19 protein-coding genes are annotated in these 21706 nt (G+C 38.5%); 15 read left to right on the forward strand and 4 right to left on the reverse strand.

Going from position 1 to position 21706, the window contains the following annotated elements; genetic code table 11:
• The first annotated feature begins 304 nt into the window (after nt 1-304).
• The 7 genes from L8T27_RS26120 to L8T27_RS26150 all read left to right on the forward strand — a co-directional run bounded on the left by L8T27_RS26120 (nt 305) and on the right by L8T27_RS26150 (nt 12299).
• The gene (locus L8T27_RS26120; RefSeq protein ID WP_248574487.1) at nt 305-3301 is read left to right on the forward strand and encodes an endo-beta-N-acetylglucosaminidase; all 2997 of its coding nucleotides are present in this window, start codon (nt 305-307) and stop codon (nt 3299-3301) included.
• A 26-nt stretch (nt 3302-3327) separates the two neighbouring features.
• Nucleotides 3328-6453: an alpha-mannosidase gene (locus L8T27_RS26125; protein WP_237944063.1), complete on the forward strand. Its 3126-nt coding sequence runs from the start codon at nt 3328-3330 to the stop codon at nt 6451-6453.
• Nucleotides 6454-6467: 14 nt separating this feature from the next.
• The gene (locus tag L8T27_RS26130) at nt 6468-8750 is read left to right on the forward strand and encodes a glycoside hydrolase family 3 N-terminal domain-containing protein (protein WP_237944065.1); all 2283 of its coding nucleotides are present in this window, start codon (nt 6468-6470) and stop codon (nt 8748-8750) included.
• A 377-nt stretch (nt 8751-9127) separates the two neighbouring features.
• Nucleotides 9128-10369, forward strand: a complete 1242-nt coding sequence (locus L8T27_RS26135; RefSeq protein WP_233315538.1) for an MFS transporter — start codon at nt 9128-9130, stop codon at nt 10367-10369.
• A gap of 174 nt (nt 10370-10543) precedes the next feature.
• The gene (locus L8T27_RS26140; RefSeq protein WP_237944067.1) at nt 10544-11128 is read left to right on the forward strand and encodes an AAA family ATPase; all 585 of its coding nucleotides are present in this window, start codon (nt 10544-10546) and stop codon (nt 11126-11128) included.
• Between the two features lie 13 nt (nt 11129-11141).
• Nucleotides 11142-11654, forward strand: coding sequence for a GrpB family protein (locus L8T27_RS26145; RefSeq protein ID WP_233315536.1), 513 nt, complete (start codon nt 11142-11144; stop codon nt 11652-11654).
• A gap of 42 nt (nt 11655-11696) precedes the next feature.
• Complete coding sequence (locus tag L8T27_RS26150) at nt 11697-12299, forward strand: hypothetical protein (RefSeq protein ID WP_237944069.1); 603 nt, start codon at nt 11697-11699, stop codon at nt 12297-12299.
• Nucleotides 12300-12367: 68 nt separating this feature from the next.
• On the opposite strand, the gene L8T27_RS26155 is transcribed toward L8T27_RS26150, so the two are convergent.
• Both L8T27_RS26155 and L8T27_RS26160 read right to left on the reverse strand, forming a co-directional pair.
• On the reverse strand, nt 12368-14002 hold the full coding sequence (locus tag L8T27_RS26155; protein WP_237944071.1) for an alkaline phosphatase: 1635 nt from the start codon (nt 14000-14002) through the stop codon (nt 12368-12370).
• Between the two features lie 210 nt (nt 14003-14212).
• On the reverse strand, nt 14213-14563 hold the full coding sequence (locus tag L8T27_RS26160; protein ID WP_237944073.1) for an avidin-fold protein: 351 nt from the start codon (nt 14561-14563) through the stop codon (nt 14213-14215).
• 170 nt (nt 14564-14733) lie between these two features.
• On the opposite strand from L8T27_RS26160, the gene L8T27_RS26165 reads away from it, so the two are divergent.
• The 5 genes from L8T27_RS26165 to L8T27_RS26185 all read left to right on the forward strand — a co-directional run bounded on the left by L8T27_RS26165 (nt 14734) and on the right by L8T27_RS26185 (nt 17586).
• Entirely contained in the window at nt 14734-14880 is a 147-nt protein-coding gene (locus tag L8T27_RS26165; RefSeq protein ID WP_237944075.1) for a hypothetical protein, read from the forward strand.
• A 122-nt stretch (nt 14881-15002) separates the two neighbouring features.
• Nucleotides 15003-15962: a LacI family DNA-binding transcriptional regulator gene (locus L8T27_RS26170; RefSeq protein ID WP_237944077.1), complete on the forward strand. Its 960-nt coding sequence runs from the start codon at nt 15003-15005 to the stop codon at nt 15960-15962.
• A 120-nt stretch (nt 15963-16082) separates the two neighbouring features.
• A complete protein-coding gene (locus tag L8T27_RS26175) occupies nt 16083-16541 on the forward strand; it encodes a YrvL family regulatory protein (protein WP_237944079.1) in 459 nt (152 codons plus the stop codon).
• Between the two features lie 84 nt (nt 16542-16625).
• Nucleotides 16626-16877 carry a hypothetical protein gene (locus L8T27_RS26180; protein WP_237944081.1) on the forward strand — a complete coding sequence of 84 codons (252 nt, stop codon included), beginning with the start codon at nt 16626-16628 and terminating at the stop codon, nt 16875-16877.
• A 250-nt stretch (nt 16878-17127) separates the two neighbouring features.
• Nucleotides 17128-17586 (forward strand): hypothetical protein, encoded by a 459-nt coding sequence (locus tag L8T27_RS26185; protein WP_237944083.1) that lies wholly within the window; start codon nt 17128-17130, stop codon nt 17584-17586.
• A 286-nt stretch (nt 17587-17872) separates the two neighbouring features.
• On the opposite strand, the gene L8T27_RS26190 is transcribed toward L8T27_RS26185, so the two are convergent.
• Nucleotides 17873-18241, reverse strand: a complete 369-nt coding sequence (locus tag L8T27_RS26190) for an MmcQ/YjbR family DNA-binding protein (protein ID WP_237944085.1) — start codon at nt 18239-18241, stop codon at nt 17873-17875.
• A 132-nt stretch (nt 18242-18373) separates the two neighbouring features.
• Nucleotides 18374-19135 carry an MBL fold metallo-hydrolase gene (locus L8T27_RS26195; protein ID WP_237944087.1) on the reverse strand — a complete coding sequence of 254 codons (762 nt, stop codon included), beginning with the start codon at nt 19133-19135 and terminating at the stop codon, nt 18374-18376.
• Between the two features lie 127 nt (nt 19136-19262).
• Here L8T27_RS26195 and L8T27_RS26200 point away from each other — a divergent pair, with 127 nt between their 5' ends.
• From L8T27_RS26200 to L8T27_RS26210, 3 genes are all read left to right on the forward strand, one after another.
• Nucleotides 19263-19676 carry an Lrp/AsnC family transcriptional regulator gene (locus L8T27_RS26200; protein WP_233315525.1) on the forward strand — a complete coding sequence of 138 codons (414 nt, stop codon included), beginning with the start codon at nt 19263-19265 and terminating at the stop codon, nt 19674-19676.
• Between the two features lie 36 nt (nt 19677-19712).
• The gene (locus tag L8T27_RS26205) at nt 19713-20171 is read left to right on the forward strand and encodes a DUF2691 family protein (protein WP_237944089.1); all 459 of its coding nucleotides are present in this window, start codon (nt 19713-19715) and stop codon (nt 20169-20171) included.
• Between the two features lie 164 nt (nt 20172-20335).
• Nucleotides 20336-21666, forward strand: a protein-coding gene (locus L8T27_RS26210) for an IS3 family transposase (protein ID WP_237944091.1) whose coding sequence is annotated in 2 segments (ribosomal slippage) — nt 20336-20723 and nt 20723-21666 — 1332 coding nt in all. Because the reading frame shifts where the segments join, the coding sequence is not laid out codon by codon here.
• The last annotated feature ends 40 nt before the right edge of the window (nt 21667-21706 follow it).

The following is a 21706-nucleotide window of genomic DNA, read 5'->3' on the forward strand; positions in this document are numbered from 1 at the left end:
GCAGTGACTTTTCCGGTTGGCATGTTGCCTACTGCTCCCAGCAAAAACAGTTCTTTATTTTAACCAATGAATCTATGCTTTTACCAATAGGATGAGAAGTATAGTCCTGATAAAATTATGTAAGGGTTTACATTTTAGTTAGGCATCTATTGAAAATAACGTCTCAAAAGGGGGGAGAGTAGCACTTATTCCAAACATGGACGAAATACGTGGTGAGTACTTTGCAGAAATGGTTAAACAAAAAAGCGTTCACTTAACTTCTTTTGTTATCACATACAGTAGTAAAAATAAAGGAGGACAATGGATGTTTTCGCGATTCGGAAAAACTAAAAAAACACTAATCGTCACAGTTTCGTTGCTTTTTACTTTGCAAACAGGCTTGTCTACAGCTTTGGCGGGAGATACTTTGCCATACACAGGTGACAGTGCAACTGGATTAAATCAGCCAACTCAACACGGTTATACAGCGAATGACATTTTAGAATGGACACCTGAAGCGGATAAAAATGCGGAAATGCTGCGGTCACGAGTTCCTTTACAAGAACGTAATCAGGCATTTTCTGCTACACAGGCTAACCCAAATGTAAGCTCTGAGACACAAATGTTAAATCTTGCTGGTGATTATGGCAATGCTTTTATGGACAGCACAGCGTATACGAATAAATTCGGTCAATATACATTCCCGTACTGGCAGTATATTGACTATTATTCTTATTGGCATGGTACAGCGTCAGCTGATGTGCCGAATTACTTATATAATCCGAGCCTGCCATGGTATGAAAGATGGTTTGAATTTGGAGTACTTAATATTCCGAATCCTGCTTATACAAATGCCGCACATAAAAACGGGGTTAAATCTCTGGCGGTTATTTTTTTCTCGAGCAATGACAGGGGACCGCAAACGTATACACAAATGCTGGTAAAGGATAAGAAAGGTAACTTTCCTGTTGCTGAAAAGCTGATAGAGATGGCTCAATATTATGGTTATGACGGTTATTTCTTTAACCAGGAAGAAGCTAGCTCAGGGGTAGCTGTGAAGGATATACCTGTTTATAAAGAGTTTTTAAAGGTGTTAAGAGACAAAGGATTGTATGTGCAATGGTACGATTCTGTTCATAATACTACTGGCAAAACGAGGTATGAAAATGAATTTACGGCAGTTAATAGTCCGTTTGTAAAGGATGAGCAGTATGGTGATTTGGCTAACTCGATTTTCTTAAATTACTTATGGAACAAACAAAAAATGGTGAATTCTAAAGCACACGCCGAAAGTCTAGGGTTAGATTCATTGAAGACAGTGTTTGCTGGAATTGAAGCGGGCGGCGACAGGTTTAATAAACAGCGTAATGATTTGCGAAATAATTTGGACAGCAACGGAAAGCCGTTAAATAGTATTGCTATGCTGGGGTCTGATTTTACGCATCACGGCTTGGATGAAGATCTTGGCGGGGAAGATACAAATCGACGCAATGACAGTGATTATCAATGGATGTCATTTATCCGTGATCGTGCTTGGTGGTCAGGACCAAATTTGGACCCGACGAAAACGGGAAGAAACGGAAATGCACAGCTTTCAGATGTAGCAGCCAAAGGCGATAACTGGGATGGTGTTGCGGCATATATCGCTGAGCGCAGCGTGATTCAAGGTGCCAATTTTGTGTCTGATTTTAATATGGGCCGCGGTCAGGCTTATTATGTCAATGGCAAGGTAAGCAATGCAGAAGAATGGTCCAATATTAATATTCAAGATATTCCAGTGACATGGCAGTGGTGGCTGGAAACAACAGGTACGCCGCTTCAGGCTGATTTTGATTTTGGTCCTGAGTATAATGCAGGTTCAAGATACAGCTATGAAAAAGTCGGTGCCTTTAATGGCGGCAGCTCGCTAGTCGTAAATGGCGCACTAGATGCGGATAACTTCTTACACCTTTATAAGACTGATTTGCAAGTTAAACAGGGCTCAGAACTTTCCCTTACTTATAATAAAACATCGCCAGACGATTCGTCTGAAATGAGTGTCGGTTTCATTTTCAAGGACAATCCAGACAAGGTTGTGAAAGTAAAAGTTCCTGATTCCGGCAAGAAAACAGCAGGATGGGTAACCGCTAAGCTTGATTTAGCTGATTTTGCTGGCAAAGAAATTGCATCCTTTGGCATCCATTTTGCTAACGGCGATAAAAAAATCGATGATTATCAAATGAATATTGGGCAAGTGAAAATAAGTGACGGTTCTATTAAGAAACCGCAGGCACCAACAGGGCTGAAAATTACAAAAGCTTTACGGGACTCCAATGAAATGAATATTTCATGGGATATGGAAGCTTACGATAATGTGAAGCAATACAATGTCTATAATAATGGAGTTTATGTCGGGGGCATATACGATGAAGTCTTTTACCTGAAGAATTTGCAAAGTCTATCTGGTGAAATTACGTTGACGGCTGTGAGTCAGGACGGTCAAGAAAGCGACCCTGCAGCAGTGCATTACGACTTAACAAAAGGTGTAAGTAATATTAAAACCGTGCAATCAGATAACGGCGATATGGTAGTGTCCTGGAAAAATCCAATGGACATAGACGGTAAGATTTCTATCAATATTGCTACAGAGTACGACTATGCGAAGAAAGTAAACGAAACAGTCACTGTGAAAAACGGCAAAACAGAAGTGAAACTGCCTGACATGCCAATTAACGGTGATAAATATCTTATTAAAATAAAAGTCGGCAGCAATGACTGGATTAGCTACAGAGGCACGTTCTTTGATAAATCCATTGAAGCTTATTCAGCAGAAAAAGTGACGATAGAAGGGAATTCTGTTACATGGGGACTACCTGAATCAAGGGATTGGCACTATCTGTATGTCTATGAAAATGGTGAAGCGAAAACATTTGATACTACCTACAGTCAAGGACACAAACCTTATATTGTCCGCGGCCGCACACATACGAAAGAGCTCACCTTTGAAACGGAAGCAACAGACAGCAGTTTAGAATTTGTGCTGGAAGATTATTCTGGCAACAAAGCCAGTACTGTTATTAGAACCACATTAGATAATCTTTACAGTATGATTAATGATCTTGTTGAAAGTGGAGAATTGAATAATAAGTCAGGTGAGCAGCTGACAAAAACCTTAACTGCTGCAAAGAAACATTATGACGGCGGCCGTTTAAAGCAGGCAGCAACCAGCCTTAATAAGTTTAAGGATGAATTAAACGATAAAGAAATGAAAAATGTTTCAGAAGACACGAAGAATAGGTTAAAAGCTAATGCTGATTATTTCCTAAGAAATTGGAAGAAGTAAGAGTGATAGATTAGGAGGGAAAGATTTTGACATTACAAAGGGTTCAGCGTTTTATTCAACATTTATCGAATTATGTGCTTTTGGAATCTATTTCGATCAATGATTGGCAAGCAAAGCGCGGCATCTATGTTAAGCCGGGAGAGTATGAATTTGAATCAGACGATACTGTTCTTATAAATGAAGGTGACTGGTTGATTAATGCAGGCGCCACAATGCTTTTGGAAAAGGAGATAACCATTCCAGCTGATTGGCAGAATCGGCCGTTTGGACTTACATTCCTTTCTGGTGCAAAGGACCGCCGGACTCTTCATGAAGGGTTAGTTTCATTAAACGGCATGCCGCATCACGGTATTGACCGCAACCGATGCTATGTTCCGTTTCCAGAGGAGGTTCGCGGGAAAGAAAAGGTTAACATAAAAATTGAACTATATAATTACGCTGGCCAAACACTCGATGAGTTAAATTATCAAAATGAACCAGCAGAATTCGACCCGCCGCCCTTGAATCTTTTAAAAGCCAGCCTTGATTTAATAAATACAGGTGTTCAAAGTTTACTGGCTACTGTGAAATGCTACTATGAAACTGCAAAATTACTGCCGGAAGATGATAGTGATCGAGTTAAAATCATCGAGGCATTGCAGGAAGCTGAAAAAAGAATTCTGTCAGAAAAGCCGGAAGCATTTACGAATCAGTTATTAATTGCTGACATGGAGGCTGACTTACAGAAAAAGTTAAATATGTTGACGAGCAGTACGGCAGGTCAAATGCTGATGGTAGGTCAGTCTCATATTGATTTGGCATGGCTATGGCCTGTGAAGGAAGCGATTCGTAAATGCAGCAGAACATTTTCAACAATGAGCACCTTGCTTGATGAGAATCCGAGCTTTACTTATGCTCAAAGCCAGCCTCAAGCCTATGCTTTCGTAAAGGAGCATTACCCTGAAATCTATGAAAGGGTTAAAAAGCAAATTGCTGATGGGCGCTGGGAAGTCGTCGGCGGGATGTGGGTAGAGCCTGATTTAAATATGCCGTCTGGTGAATCATTAGTTCGTCAGCTTCTCTATGGAATGAAGTTTTACAAGGAAGAATTCAGCAAACAGCCAAGAATTGAGTGGCTCCCAGATACATTTGGCTATTGTGCATCACTGCCGCAATTGTTAAAAAGTGCTGGCATTGACTATTTTATGACATCCAAGATGAATTGGAATGATACCAATCCATTTCCTTTCGATTTATTTTACTGGGAAGGAATTGATGGGACGCGCATCCTTTCCTTCTTAAATCATGGCTTAAATGAATATACCCATCCTGAAGAAATCAAGACACATTGGGATAGTTATAAGCAAAAAAATCTCCATTCAAAGCAGATGCTGCTATACGGCCATGGAGATGGGGGCGGCGGTGTTACCCAAGAAATGATTGATTATATTGATCGGTCTTCGTCTTTGCCTGGCTTGCCAGCCGTCGTAAACAGCACAGCCCATGAATTTTTCGATGAAATAACGAAGTCCAATCCGTCCTTGCCGACATGGGTTGGGGATATGTATTTGGAGCTCCATCGCGGAACATACACGACCCATGCCAGAAATAAGAAATGGAACCGAAAGGCAGAGGTGCTGTACCGGGATGCGGAAATTTGGGGAAGCGCAGCTATAAACTTCGCTGGAGTGAAGCTAGCTTCGTCATTGGAACAAGGCTGGAAGCAGCTTCTTTTCAATCAATTTCATGATATTATCCCTGGATCTTCCATTCCTGAGGTGTACGTTGATTCTGAGGCTGACTATAAGGAAATCTTTGCCTGTGGTGAAAAGGTGCAACAAGAAGCTATCCATGTGCTGGAACAGCAAATAGACACAGAAGGTGATGGAATACCAGTTATTCTCTTTAACAGCTTGTCCTGGAAAAGGTCGGAGACAGTGAAAATATCAGGTGGACTAGAATTGGCAGGAAAGGGAGCAGTAACTCGGGATGGTGAAGAGCTGCCCACAGACATTATTCTATTAGAAGATGGTCGCATAGAGTTATCTGTTTACGTTCCAGAAATCCCAGAAATGGGTTATCAAGTGATTTGGTTAAAAGATTTGGAGAAACAGGGAAGTAAAGTAGAAGAGGCGAACGTTCGCCAATGGGAGACGGAATATTATCATATAGAGTGGAATGAGCAAGGAGAAATTTCCCGTTTATACGATAAAAAGGTCAAGCGTGAAATCTTGCCTAATGGTGCTTTCGCCAATCAATTGCAGCTGTTCCATGACCGCCCGATGCTTTGGGATGCTTGGGATATCGACCCTGAATTTGCAAATCAGCCGGCAGAAACGGTTACTCTGTTAGAACAAAGCATCCGAAAAGGAGCAACAAAGGATATCATTCACTTTAAATGGCAGCTTTCACAGTCAACTATTGAACAAGAGCTGATTTTATATCACCACAATCAACGAATCGATTTTCAAACTAGGGTCGATTGGCAGGAGCAGCACAAATTATTAAAGGTTGCATTCCCTGTTGATGTAATGAGTAACAAAGCTACGTTTGAAATTCCGTTCGGCTCAGTAGAAAGAGCCACACATACTAATACAAGCTGGGAGAAAGCCCAGTTTGAGGTGTGCGGCCATCGCTTTGCCGATCTCTCCGAATCTGGTTATGGTGTCAGTTTGCTGAATGACTGCAAGTACGGCTATGATGTAAAGCAAAATGTGTTGCGTCTGTCCTTGCTGCGGGCACCTAAATGGCCAGATAAAGGGGCAGACTTTGGTTATCATGAATTCACTTATTCGTTTTTCCCACATAAAGGCGACTGGAGAGAAGGGGCCGTTGTTAAGGAAGGATATGAGCTGAATCACCCTGCTGTTATTTACCGTGCTTCTGCCCATCCAGGAACTTTGCCTAGTTGCTCTTCTTTTATAAAAACAGAATCCAGCCACGTCATCCTTGATACAGTTAAACAGTCAGAGGACGGCAAGAGTCTCACTTTAAGAATGTATGAGTCAAGCGGCGGCAGAGGGGAGATTCATGTATCATTTGCTCGGAATATTCTCTCGGCATATGAAACAAATCTGCTGGAAGAGAAACAGACAGAAATCTTTGTACAAGAGAACAGGCTGTCCTTAAACTTAAAGCCATTTGAAGTAAAAACGATCGTCGTTAATTTATAACGGTATTGAGGGGGATGAGTCTTTCTAATATGGAGAATGAGACAATCAATCATGAAATAGAAGCATTGTTAGCAAACATGAGTTTAAAGGAGAAGGTCGGTCAGGTTAATCAGAAGCTGTATGGCTGGGAAGTATACGAGAAAACTGACACAGGTTATATCCTCACAGAGAAGTTTAAAGAGCATGTTCGCATATGGGATGGAGTCGGAGTGCTTTATGGGTTATTCCGATCCGACCCTTGGTCAGCTGTCCATTTTGACAATGGCATTACAAAGGATGCAAGTGCTGATGTAGCCAATATGATTCAGAAATATGTAAAGGAGCATACAAGGCTGGGCATTCCTGTCCTGCTTTCGGAGGAATGCTCCCACGGCCATCAAGGCTTAGACAGTCTGATTACGCCTGTTAATTTAGGAATAGGTGCGACATGGAACCCAGAGCTGCATGAAAAATTAATGGCAGCAGTGGCAGAGGAAGTTCGGGCAAAAGGCGCCCATTTAGCTTTAGTTTCCACATTAGATATTATTCGTGACCCACGATGGGGCAGATCTGAAGAGTGCTTCAGTGAAGATCCTTATCTTGCATCCCGGTTAACAGAGGCGGTTGTATCAGGGATGCAAGGAGAGAAAAGTGAATTTATTCCCGCTGAAAAAATGGCTGTTGTTTTAAAGCATTTTGCCGCACAAGGTAACGGACTAGGTGGAAAGAACGCTGCTCCGGCATCAATCGGTGAAAGAGAATTACGAGAAATTCATCTGCCGCCAATGATAGCTGCCATAAAGTATGGAGCTCTAGCCTGTATGGCAGCTTACAATGAAATTGATGGAATTCCCTGTCATGCCAATGGCTATCTCCTCAATCAGATTCTGCGCAAGGAATTTGGATTTAAAGGAGCGGTAATGGCGGATGGCTGTGCTCTTGACAATTTAGTCTCATTAACGGAAAGCAAAGAAAAAGCAGCTGCTTTAGCACTTGAAAATGGAGTGGATATAAGTCTTTGGGATGATGTGTATCCCGCTTTAGAAGCTGCCGTTCAAAGGGGGCTAGTCAGTGAAGAAAAGCTGAATAATGCGGTAAGAAGGGTTTTAACTCTCAAATTTAAAATGGGGTTATTTGATAAACCTTATATGAATCGTGCACAAAGCAAGACGAAGGAGAATAATGAGAGAATTAACCTGGAATCTGCTCGGCAGTCGATTGTGCTGTTAAAAAATGAGGGAATTCTGCCTTTTAAAAAGACTATTAGTAAAATTGCTGTAATCGGCCCTAACGCAGATTCTGTCTATAATCAGCTTGGCGATTACACACCGTTTCAACGAGAAGGCAGTGTGATAACAGTCCTGAAAGGAATAACTGCGCTAATGAAAGAGGCAGAGGTTGTTTATGAACAAGGCTGCGGTATTCGTTCTCATGATGAGGAAGGAATAGAAAGAGCAGTTGATTTAGCGAAAGCTTCAGATGTAGCAATAGTTGTTGTAGGCGGATCAAGTGCAAGAAATTTTGATGCCCAATTTGACGTAAACGGAGCGGTTATCGATACAACTGGCGAGGAAGAAATGGATTGCGGAGAAAATGTGGATACAGCAGATTTAGAGCTGGGAGGGCAGCAGATGCAGCTCCTCAAAAAAGTGATGGAAACAGGCACACCGATTGCGGTGGTGCTCGTTCAAGGCAGGCCTCATGCTATTTCCTGGATAGCAGAACACGCTAAGGCAGTCATAAGTGCTTGGTACCCTGGACAAATGGGTGGTCAGGCGATTGCAGAGATTTTATTTGGGGATGTCAATCCGAGCGGTCGTTTACCTGTTTCTATCCCAAGGTCGTCTAAACAGCTGCCAGTTTTTTATAACTACAAAGAAGGAGGATACAAGAAAGACTATTTTGATATGTCTGGCAGTGCCTTGTATCCCTTTGGCTTTGGCTTATCTTACACACAATTCGACTACAAAAATCTGCAAGCAGAAAGACAAATGCTGTCAGTCAGTCAATTATCAGCAGGGGAGAAATTCTCCCTAACTGTAGACGTCACTAATAAAGGAGAACGAGCCGGATATGACGTAATACAGCTTTATATAAAGGGAAAGGGCTCTAGTATTACGCGAAGGGTAAAGGAATTAAAAGGCTTTAAGAAGGTCTGGGTTGACGCTGGGGAAACAAAAGAAGTTACGTTTGAACTTGGGAAGGAAGAATTACAAGTTTTCAGCAGTCAGAACATCTATAAAGTGGAACAAGGATCATGTGAAATTGAGGTTGGCAATCCTGTTACTTGCTTAAGTTTAGACTTGAGTATCTGCTGATTGAACAGATATAAAAGAGGACTGACATTAACTGGTTAGTCCTCTTATTTCAGTAATGGAAGCGCTTGAAAGGGGTGGCTGTATTTGGTATGATTGAATAACTACATAGGAAATGGAGGTTTTTCTTTTGACAGCATCCATGAGATTAAGATAAGGGAAGTTCATTCGTTAATGGAATACGTTTGAATGCTAAAACCTATGTTTATAGCTAAAGGATTGGTCTGTCTATTTTTAAGAAAACCTTATTTAACGGTTGTTTGAAAAAGGGGATATGTCTGTCCTCTTTTTCATTTGTCTTCGAACCAATATATATAGAAAAAAACGAATTTTAGTAAATGTAGGTGAAGCATAATAAAGGGAAGAAATGAGTGAAATAAATGAACAATGTTAATGATCAACAGAAGTCGTGGTTAAGAAATATTATTCTTTTCTTAAGCAGTCAGACGATTTCTCTATTTGGTTCGTCACTTGTGCAATATGCGATTATGTGGCATATCACCTTAACGACAGAATCAGGTCTTATGATGACACTTTATATTATTTGCGGCTTCATTCCGACCTTTATTCTGTCGCCAATCGCAGGAGTGTGGGCAGACAGGTATAATCGAAAAATGCTGATTATCGTGTCAGACGGATTAATCGCCTTTTCGACTTTAATACTGGCGATTCTCTTTATGATGGGATTTGATTCGATTTGGCTCCTCTTTGTGATGGCGGCGATTCGTGCATTTGGAACAGGAATTCAAACGCCTTCTGTTGCAGCGATTTTGCCTCAAGTGGTTCCAAAGGAAAAGCTTACAAAAGTAAATGGAGCAAATGGCAGCATTCAAGCTGTTATTATGTTCATATCACCGATGGTCAGTGCTGCACTGTTAGCTAATACGACAATTGAGATAATCTTTTTTATCGATGTTATTACTGCCGCAATTGCAATTTTTACGATGCTGACATTTGTGAAAATTGCTGTTCATGAAAAAGCTGCTGTAAAGCAGACGACAAGTTATTTTGCTGATTTTAAAGAAGGCTTGCAATATATAAACAACAACAGTTTTCTTAAATCCTTCTTTTTATTCTTTGCCATCTTCTTCGTGTTAATGGCACCAGCCGCATTCTTAACACCGCTTCAGGTAACGCGAAGCTTTGGCGGTGATGTTTGGCAGCTGACTGCGATTGAACTTGCTTTTTCAATCGGCATGATTGCCGGCGGAGGAATCATTGCTGCATGGGGCGGTTTTTCCAACAAAATCAGTACAATGACACTCGCAAGCGTTATTATGGGAGCATGTACATTGGCACTTGGCATTGCTCCGGCATTTTGGCTGTATTTAATCTTCATGGGAGTGTTTGGGGCAGCAATGCCAATCTTTAATACTCCTACAACAGTACTATTACAAGAAAAAATTTCTGAAGAGTATTTAGGCAGGGTCTTTGGTGTAATGGGAATGATTTCTACTTCTATGATGCCAATCGGCATGCTTATTTTCGGACCACTCGCAGATGTTGTTGATATCGAATGGCTGTTGGTAGGCACTGGTTTATTCATCTTGATTCTCACAATATTCTTAAGCCGCAACAAGGCATTGATTGAAGCAGGGCAGCCTGCTGTAACAGAATCTTAATTAGAAGGGCGAAGAATGAATCTTCGCCCTTTTCATGTTATAACAGTAAGGAAGTATATATTTAACACTAATGTTATTTTTAGATATAATCTAATCAGAATTCTAAATTTGCAGTCAAACATCAGCAGGTTTTCATAAAAATTTTTCTAGTAAAATATAGGACAGGGTGGCAGGATGATAATTTGGATAAACGGAGCATTTGGAGCTGGGAAAACACAAACTGCACACGAGTTACATAGAAGAATACCAAACTCATGTATCTATGACCCAGAAAATGCCGGTTATTTTTTGCGGGAAAATTTGCCTGCATCTACTTTTAAAGCGGATTTTCAAGACATGCCAATGTGGCGTACCATTAATCATTCTCTATTATCTTATATTAATAAGGAATATAAGGGAGTCATCATCGTGCCGATGACGATAGTAAATCCTGTCTACTTTTCTGAAATTATTGGTGAATTAAGAAAAGAAGGTGTCACCATTCATCACTATGTATTGTGGGCTTCCAAGCCCACCTTAGTTAGTCGGCTAAAGGGGAGGGGCGAAAGAAAAGCTTCCTGGGCAATAAATCAAATTGACCGCTGTATGGAAGGCTTTTCTAATAGTGTATTTGAAAATCGGATTAATACAGATAATATCACAGTAGCTGTAGCAGCTAAAACAATTGCGGCATTGTCAGATGTTCAACTGCTGCCTGATAATCGCAGCTTCTTAAGAAAAAAATGGGATCATTTTAAGTTGAGATTACGAGATAGATAGGCGGGATAAAAATATGACAGTATCAGTCGTAGAGCTTCAACCTTACAATCCTGATTGGGAACAACAATTTGAATGGGAGAAAAAAAGAATCCGTGACGCGATAGATGGTGTAATAGAAGTTGAACATATTGGCAGCACCTCTATAAAAGGATTAACAGCCAAGCCCATCATTGATATCATGGCAGGGGTACCTAATTTAGAGCAAGTGGATAAATGGGTACCAACCTTAATGGAAATAGAATATGAATATGTGCCTAAACCAGAGTTTACAGATAGAAAATTCTTTAGAAAAGGACCGTGGGGACAAGGGATTTGCCATCTTCATATTTGTGAATATGGCAGTACAGAATGGCGAGATAAATTACTTTTTCGTAATTATCTCCGCCAACATTCGCAAGCACTTAGGGAGTATGCTTCCCTCAAAGAAGAACTGGCACATATACATAAATTTGACCGCCATGCTTATACAGACCGAAAAGGACCGTTTATTAGGAAAATAATTGAATTGGCAGCAACGAAAGATTAAGTAGTACAATAGCAGTCTATAAAATGTAAAGGAATAATCACAATGAAGATGGAATTAGGTATCCTTATAATAGAAGAAGGAACTTTTCTTACAAACAATAGGAAAAAAGCGAAAGTGCAAATCGTAGCAGGAAAGTATCCTATATACGCAAATATTAGTGATAGTAACACAACTCCCATGACTTGTGGCAGTTTTGTTGAGGCATATGTTGATTTAGTTCAAATGAACAACACCAAAACAGAACAGTTTCATTATATAATGGATCAAAAAGAGCTGGTTGAGAAAATCTTGAAAAAAGATGAAAATATCATTCTTCATGATACATTTCATATAAGACAGGATTATTATGTTTATGACGCAAAATTATTTAAAACAGATGGTCTGTATTTCAAAGCATGGGACTCTGTCTATGAAATACAGAAACTTGCCGGGGACGATTATATAGTGCTGTATGGAAATAATGAATGGGAAAAACCATTAGCGATAGCTGTAACGGAAGGCTTGGATAACTACCATTTGTTGAAAGTAGATCAAGGAAAAGCGATATCCCTAAAGACTTTTAATATACATGAAGATTTGTTTACAGATGAATTCCTAGATGCAATGGACGCACTTAAATCCATCGTTTACTTTAATAGATTATAAGAAAAAACGTTGACTCGGACGACAAGTTAAAAGGCTCTCGAAATATGAGAGCCTTTTAACATATAAGCTTATTTACCTTTTTTAACGATATTCACCGCTTCTTTTGAAACATAGAATTTGCCATTAGTTTGAACTGTAACTGTTTTAAGTTCTTTATCTTTGCCTTTGATTGTGACAATATTCTTATTTACTGGAATTTCTGCAGTTGTTTTGCCTTTTGTGACAATAAGAACAGGGTTGTTTTTGTCAGATGAGTCGATGCTGACTTTTGCGCCAATTTTTTTGAAAGCAGCTTCTGCTTCAACGAAAACTTCTTTGTCCAGCTCACCTAAATTGAATCCTAAAGCTTTTGCGGCAGACTTAGCGACATCTGTGTTTTCAATTAAACCAGTCGGTTTGCCTGGTCCGTAAGAATACATGAATAGATCCTCACCTGTATGGCCGCCTGTTGTAAAGCCAAGATTAGCTCTGTTTGCAAGCAGCTGAACAAGCGTTTTGCTTAAGTCTGCAGATGAATTTAATGCTTTTGTTTCTTCTGCAGTTGGATTGTCAATCCCATACAATGCCGCAACTTCCAGCACATTTGATTTATCTTTATTAAGCTGCTTTAATGCACCTTCTAAAGTCATTTCAGCCTTTTTTAATGGGTCAATATAGCTTGAGACTGGAGTAGAAGGGTAAGTAGAGTTTGTGTTTTGGTTTCCGATAGAAATACCGCTGTTGCCATGATCAGATACGGCAATAACTAACGTGTTTTTATCTCTCTTCGCAAAAGCCACTGCTTCTTTTACCGCTTCGTCAAAAGCAAGTGTATCACTGATCATCCCAATTGGATCATTAGCATGAGCTGCCCAGTCCGGCTTGCTTCCTTCCACAAACAGGAAGAATCCATCTTTGTCTTTAGAAAGCGTGGAAATACCTTTTTTCGTCATTTCAGCAAGAGTTGGCTCTTTAGGATTTGTTTGCGGGCGGTCCATATCATAAGCTAAAGCTGCTGGCGCGAATGTTCCCCACAATTTTTTTGATTTAGAATTTAAGAGCTCGTCACGTGTCTCGACTATATCGTAGCCGTTGTCCTCAATGACATCAACTAAATTTTCGCCGTCCTTGCGGTTTTTTGCTTCAAGAGACGTTTTACCGCCACCTAAAACTACATCCATGTTTTGGTAAACCTGCTGTTCAGCAATACTGTCATAATCAGTCCGGTGTGTTGCATGTGATGAGAATGCAGCTGGTGTGGCATGCTGGATTTCGGATGTCGAGATAATTCCAGTAGATTTCCCTTCAAGCTTAGCTCCTTCCAATACGTTCGCCACCGGTTTATACGGATTATCGGCAAGGGAAGAATCTACACCAGGTGACGCAACCTTTTCAGGCAGAACCCCAACAAACTTGTCATTGGACTTATTGCCAGTTGCCATGGCCGTTCCAGCTGGTGCAGAGTCTGTGACAGCCGATTCAGCAGAATACGTGCGGACACCTCCAGACAGAATTTCGTCCATTGCAAGAGGTTCACCCTTATACCATCTAGATAGGGTAGTAGTAGTAGAGCTTACTCCATCCTTTACAAGCACAATGACATTTTTTGCCTGCTCTGATTCTTTTTTTGCTTCTACCTTTTCGTTTGCTGATGTGTAGGCAAGCGTCCCAAGTGCTAACGAGCTTGCTAGAGTAATTCCCATGACTTTTTTGTTTATCTTCATGTTAAAGTTTCCCCTTTCATACTATGAACTAATTTTTTTTGGATGGTATAGAACGGTTAATCTATTAAACTATGTAATCACCCCTAAAAAGAATATAATCAATTGCTTATGAGTATAAAGCAGTTAAGTTAATAGATTGTAAAGGAAATGTAAATTATTGATAATAACAGGAAAAATAGGAATATTTACTTACTTGATTTAAAAGCATTTTCATTTTGTGTTAATTCTTATTTCCTGCAATTTAATTTCTTTAGTGTTTTGATTCTCACAAGCAATAGTAAGCTTGCCACATAAAATAAAACAATCAGCGACCCTGCTTTCAACAAAATCACAAGTACCGCTGTGAAAGGTTGAATCTTTACAGAAAAAGTTGAATATTACATGGAGAATGCCAGTTTTGTTTACTAATCCTACAAGCTCTCCGTAACAAATGCTTTTGCTGTAAAAGGTAGCTGTCACGATATCCTTATCTTGCGTATAGTGAAAAATAGAGTCATTTAAATAATACAGGCTGCTATCCTGAGCTGATAATAAAAAAACTTTGCCGTTTAAGTTCTCCATACGAAATCCCTTCCTTTTCTTGATTTTTATTGCAAAATAACTTCTTTCATAAAGGTAAAGTATGGAACGCATTTCAAGTCAAGGCTGTCTTGCATATAAAAAATTATTTGACCTGGGAAGCGTTTCATAATTTACGATAAAAGCAAATAAGAAGAAAGTGAGGAGAACTTATGCTGTCACTCATCTTACTTTGCTTTATAATACTTTGCGGCACATATGCTTGTATAAAAACAGCAGGAGAATCAACAGACATCACACCGATTGAAACATTTGATGACTATTTTATTGATTCACAACAAAAATCCAGAAAAAGATAAGTGAACTTTTTATAGAGAGGACCAGTAGCGGTCCTTTTTTTAGTGGATTGACCTGGTACCCGTTTCATACATTAAAATGTTTTCAATAAGTGCAGACTATTCAGGCTGAAAAAGGTGAGGATATGACCAATATTAGAGATTTGGCAAAAATGTCGGGAGTTTCCGTTTCGACAGTATCTCGTGTCTTGAACAATCATCCATATGTAAGTGAAGAAAAAAAACTAGCTGTTTTAGCAGCAATTGAATCCACGAACTACAACAGAAATATTAATGCTGTGCATTTGAGCAGGGGAAAAACACAGCTGATGGGTGTCGTGCTGCCATTTACCGATACGCCATATTTTGCGTTGCTGCTTAAGGGGATTGCTCAAAAGGCGTTAGAATATGATTATAAGCTTGTGTTGTTTCAAACAGATTATGCGGAAGAAAAAGAAATGGAAGCGTTACAAATGCTTAAGCAAAAGCAGATTGATTCATTAATTATCTGTTCAAGAAAATCCGGTTTATCCCTGATTCAAGAGCATATCCAATATGGAACAATTGTCCTTTGTGAAAAAATGAAGAAAGAAAGCCTCCCTTCAACTTTTATTGATCATTATAAAGTTTTCTTCCAAGCGTTAGAGTATTTGTATCAAAAGGGTCATAAAGAAATAGGTTATTGTGTCGGTAGGAAAACTGGTGCAAACAGCTTCTTGCGAGAACAGGCTTATATGGACTTTTTAAAAAAATATGAGCTGCCGTTTAATGCTGACTACATTATGGATGATTGCCTGTATTTCGAAGATGGGGAAAAGGTAATAGAAAAGATGAAGAGACTTGATACACGACCAACTGCACTGTTAGTCACTAGTGATCAAGTGGCTGCAGGTATAATGATAGCATGTCAGAAGGAGCAACTATCCATTCCGAAACAGCTTGCGATTATCGGATTCAATAATGAGCCTATTGCAAAGATGATGAATATTACCACTATTGATATACCGCTTGTTGAGTTAGGAAACAATCTATTTCTCCAAGCAATGGGCGAAGATGTATCTAGTAAAGAAATTTCAGTTAAATTAATAGAAAGAGGAACCGTTTAAAACTTTAGGGTGATTGCATCCTAAAGTTTTTTAAATTAATGTAAAGCTTGTTTTAACCATGAAACCTTTCTGTGTAAGTAACCGTAAACTAACCATTCAAGCAAAATGGAGGTGGTAACAGTGAGTGCTGATAAACCATTTAAAGAAGAAAGCCCTCGTACAAAAATATTCATCATCACTGCAATAGTGTTACTATTCTTGGCTTCATTTGGAGTAATTACGGCAGGATATTTCTTTGGAATTATCGGGTTGTTTAAGCTGCTAGGTGTACACTATGACTCCTTTGCAGCCTTATCTTGGTTTATTGCTGGCTATATAGTATTCGGAGCAGTAGGTGAATTGTTGACAAATATCATGCGGATTTTTATGCGAAAGGCAAATAAATGGTCTGACAAGCAAATTAATGCTGGATTTCTATTCTTATCGTTTCTTGTAAGTTTGACTATTATTTCAACTTTAGATAATATGATGCACACTATTGAAATGGAAGCCGTCACAAGAGTAATAGTTTCCATTGTTTTAGCATTAGTCGATTATATAATGGATGCAAAACTAGAGAGTAAACAGGAAGACAAATAATATAATACATAGCTAGCTATTATTTGCCATTTTTCTTCATAATAAATAGAATTAAATGGAAGCATATAAATATTGGAGGTTACTATGTCTATTAAACAAGTAAAGCTTGCCTATAAGTGGAACCTTATCTTTCATGAAAAATATTCATTATTCGCTGAAATCGACTTTAAGAATAAATACAGCATTATTGACGGAGAGAATGACTTAATTGCGATCTTCTCATTAGATCAATCATCAATAGCCTTTCAATACAGTGTTTACAACCTCCAGCACAAAATTGATTTCAGCACGAAAACGATTGATATTCAACATAAACCTTATGAGGAAGAAGAATAAAAAATCTTCCTGTCTCTTCATAATAGTATAAAGAATTAGGGAACGCCCTTCAGAATGAAGGAGGGGTTTGTTCTATAGGAATGATAATTCTTGGATGCCTTCCTTAGATGAACGTAAATGAATTAGAAGAAACATTACTCAAAATAGACAAATTAACAGGAACAGATGCAAAAGCATTTCTAAAAAATCATTTATGGTTATAGAGATGGCACATTTACAGAAAGATAGGAAAGGAAGATTGGAGAAATAAATGGCATTAGAACATGAATTTTATTTAATATCGAAAACTGCGAATATCCAAGAATATTGGCAGTATACACATGAAGAAAGGACATACCTTGACTGTGTAGTCCTTCATGATGATTTAATTTTATATATCATGGATTCTTTAAAGTGGATACCAACAAAAAATCCAGGCATTCGGAATATGCCAGCGGGATATGGTATCAACTATCATGGCTTAACGCTTTTTGATAACCAATCAGCTATCACACTCAGAAATGTTTTTTCTGCATGGAGAGATTTATTTGAAAATGCACCTAAGGTAATGAAGCTTACAGGCAGCTTTGTCTGGAGCGACAAGGAAGAAGGGGAGTACGAAAGGTTAATCCTCAACCGTAATCTAGTAATCATGCAGCTTGAAAGAATGATTACAATGGCTGAGAAATTGTTAGACGGCGAAGTTTACATATATCATAGCGGAATTTAAGGGATTGCTTTAGGGGAAAGGATAAAGGTGATGCGTTTATTAGATAGACTGCTAGACAAAAAGTCTGATGGAATAATGGGAACTTAACAATTGGGCATAGGAAAATAAACAAAACATCGGCAGATTAGAAAAGGCTACTGCAAAAATAAGCTGCAGCTGTTGCAGAAAATGGACACAACAAGGACGAAAAGATGTGCAATTTCTTCGTTGATTTAAAAACTTAACGACTATTTTTGCATACAAGTAGCAATCCTAGGCCAAAGGAAAGCTAAAGCACTAATGTATTTCAAATAATACTATCATTTCGTAGCTCATTCTGCAGTTTCTTTGTTAAATTCCTGAAAATTAACTGATGAGAATTTCCTATTAGATAATGAAGAAATTCAACCGATAAATCTGACTCATAGTAAACAGTAATCCAGTGCGTTTTGTTCATATAATATCCTGGAATGATAACATCTTTATATGTTTCTTGTAATTCTTCTGATTCGGCTGGATTACATTTTAAAGTTATGTATTTTTGTCCTTTTTCATTGGTGCTTAGCATGGCAAATATTTTCCCGCCTACATGGAAACGATATGCATTCCATTCTCCTTGAAAATCATCTGTTGCACCTAACAAACTTTTACAATATTGCTTCAAAGTATCTTCCATAAAAAACTGCTTCCCTTTTTCTCTATTATCAGAGAAAGGTGGAGGAAGGACAATCTTTCCTTATCGACAATAAATGACAAGTAACGAGAAAGATCCCGGGCTGCTTCATAGACTCCGAGATCTTCATAACATTTATAATGTATAAGACTCACCATCATCAGGGACTAATACATTAGCTGAAAATCCTTTTTCTGTTACAAAGGATTTTAATTCCTCTCTCGATAAAGTCCAGTGATTAACTGCTTCCATATGAACGGCAATGATTGTAGCTTGCGGGGCTGTTTTGTAAACTTCATAAACATCCTTTTCATCCATCACTAGCGATCCGCCTTGCAAAAATTGATTATTGCCAGCATTAACAACAATAACTTCAGGCTTATGTGTATTGATTTCTGACTCGACTCCTTCATACCAGACGGTATCACCTGCAATATATAGTGTTTTTTCGCTTTCGTGCTTAAAGACAACACCGCATACAGAACCAACCATTTTAAGTATGTCGCCTCTGCCGTGCTCGCCTTGTGTTTTAATTAGCTGAATCTCTTCAAATGTAGTGGTTTCAGCTAATATTTCGAGATTTTGAAAACCTGCTTTTTTAACTTCTTCAGCATCCTCTGCACTTTGGACATACATTTTTAAATCCTTCGGAAGGACGTTTTTGGCTGCCTCATCCCAATGGTCCAAATGTAAATGTGTCACAATGACAGCATCAACATCTTTTACAATGTCTTCAAGTGAGATTGGCAGGCTTACTAACGGATTTTTTTGATCTTGTCGTAAGGAATTTGGAAAAGGGGGATATATGCCCTTTTCAGCAAGGAATGGGTCAATTAAAAACTTTTTACCTGCGTAATGAACGATAATTGTAGCGTTGCGAATTTGTTGGATATTCATTGTGGATACTCCTTTATTGTTTATTTAAAGTATGTATATAGTTTATACTATGAGCATCAACCACTTACACAGCTTAAATCAAGTCTTTTAGCTGTTTTGCTTGATTAATGAAAGGAGTTGGATTTGTTTGTTAGACAATACAGATCTGCTTATTTTAAATGAGCTGTCCGCGAACAGCCGTATTACAATGAAGGAGCTTGGCCAAAAGGTTCATTTAACAGGGCAAGCAGCTTCGACAAGGGTTGGCAGGCTAGAGGATAATGGAATAATCGAAGGATATACCATTAAAGTCAATGAAGTAAAATTAGGCTATTATATTCACGCCTTTCTCAATATTTTCACCAAAAGCACCCACCACGAACCATATTTATCCTTTGTTAGGACGCAAGAGAAATTTATATTAAATAATTATAAGATTAGTGGAGACAGCTGTTACATACTTGAATGTAAGTTCTCCTCTAACGAACAGTTAGACGAGTTTTTAGTCAGCCTTAACAAGCATGCTAATTATAAATTATCCCTTGTCATTAAGAAGGCGTGAACTATTTAAATAAATCGAGTTAGACAGGAGAAAAGGATGAAGCGAGGAGTCAGTTTCGAAATTCCAAATTCACATGGGAATTATCTAGGGGGAATATTAAGAACAATTGATATTTCTTCCTATAATTGGCGTATGGATGGAGAAGCCTATCTTGTGGAAAACGGAGAGCTAAAGGAGCCGCTGCTGCCAGCTAATGTGATGGACGGGTTGTGGTTTTCTGAAAGGTTAGAAGACAATCTATATTATTGCATATTTGCTGATTTAAAAGCTTTTCCAAAAGGAAAGGTAATAAAAGAGATTCATACATATGACGATTTTCTAAAGAGTGATTGTCAAGTAGTGCTGTTATTAGTGGATGGCAGTTTTGTTGCAATTTATGTGAAGGATAGCCGCGCACTTGAACATCTTTATAAGCATGCAATATCACAGGGCTATGGGGGAATTGAATATATTACAGAGGAAAATGATGAAAGAATAAGGTTATCTGTTTGGTGATCTAGCTTTTCAGCTTTCTATTTTCTATAACGAAAGAAAAAACCACAATATTATAAAATGTACCCTATAGAGTAGACACTAAAAAAAGTCTACCTATAGGGTGCTTTTTTATATAATAAAGAAACACAACTAGAGAAAAAACAACATGGGACTGGAGATTTTTTATGAGTAATAGGATTTTTACAGAGAAAGAGATAAAACGACTATCAGCTAATAAGTACGTTAAATCTGTAAGTGCAAAAGGAATCACTTATACGGAAGAGTTTAAACATATTTTTATCGCAGAAAACGAAAAAGGTAAGCTACCAAGGGTAATATTTGAGGAATGCGGGTTCGATATAGATATTATTGGTATGCCTCGAGTTAGTTCTTCGGGAAAGAGATGGCGTGCTAACTATCGTGAAAATGGGGTATCTGGGTTACAAGATACCAGAAACGAGAATTCAGGAAGACCTAGTGAAAGAGAACTTAGCATGGAAGAGAAATACGCAAGACTAGAAGCTCAAAATAATTTATTAAAGGCAGAAAACGAACTATTAAAAAAGATTCGTTTGGCAGAAAGGAGGATGAAAAAGTAGTTCTCCCTCCTTTCCAAAAATATCGCCTCATACATTCGGTAATTGAAAAATACCAATTGAAGCATATGGTGAGTTATTTATGTGATATCTCAGGTGTATCAAGAAGTGGCTACTATAATTACTTTTCTCAAAAGTCACACGAACAAAGAAAGAGAAAAGATGAACAGGATGAAGAAGTGAAGGCAATCATCTTAAAAGCATTTCATTTCAAGAATCGTAAGAAAGGGGCACGCCAAATTAAAATGACTTTGGCGGGTCAATTTAAAGTTGTCTATAATTTAAAACGTATACGAAGAATTATGAAGAAATACAATATTATTTGTCCGATTAGAAAGGCAAATCCTTATAGACAAATGATGAAAGCTACAATGGAACACCGTGTTGTACCAAACCTTTTAAATAGACAATTTAAGCAAGGGATTCCAGGGAAAGTGCTTCTGACTGATATCACATACCTTTCCTTCGGCAAAGGGCTAAGAGCCTATTTATCAGCAGTTAAGGACAGTTCAACTGGTGAAATTCTAGCCTATCATGTATCGGATAGAATGACCTTGGAATTGGCAACAGTCACTCTCAAGAAGTTAAAGAAGAACAGAAACTTTACGTGTGCAAAAGATGCTTTCATTCATTCCGATCAAGGTGTTCATTATACAAGTCCTATCTTTCAAAAAGCAGTAAAAAAATTAGGGTTACGCCAATCTATGTCAAGACGAGGAAACTGTTGGGATAATGCCCCCCAAGAATCATTCTTTGGCCATCTTAAAGATGAAGCCTCTATTAAAACATGTACAAGTTTAGATGAAGTAAAAAAGGAAATCAAACAATATATGATTTATTACAATTACTATAGATACCAATGGAACTTAAAAAAGATGACCCCTGTTCAATACAGAGATCATCTTCTTACAGCAGCATAGACTTTTTATAAAATGTCCTTTACAAAGGGTACACTTTATT

Origin of the sequence: Niallia sp. Man26, from assembly GCF_022049065.2 — a bacterium.
Taxonomy (GTDB): Bacteria; Bacillota; Bacilli; order Bacillales; family Cytobacillaceae; genus Niallia.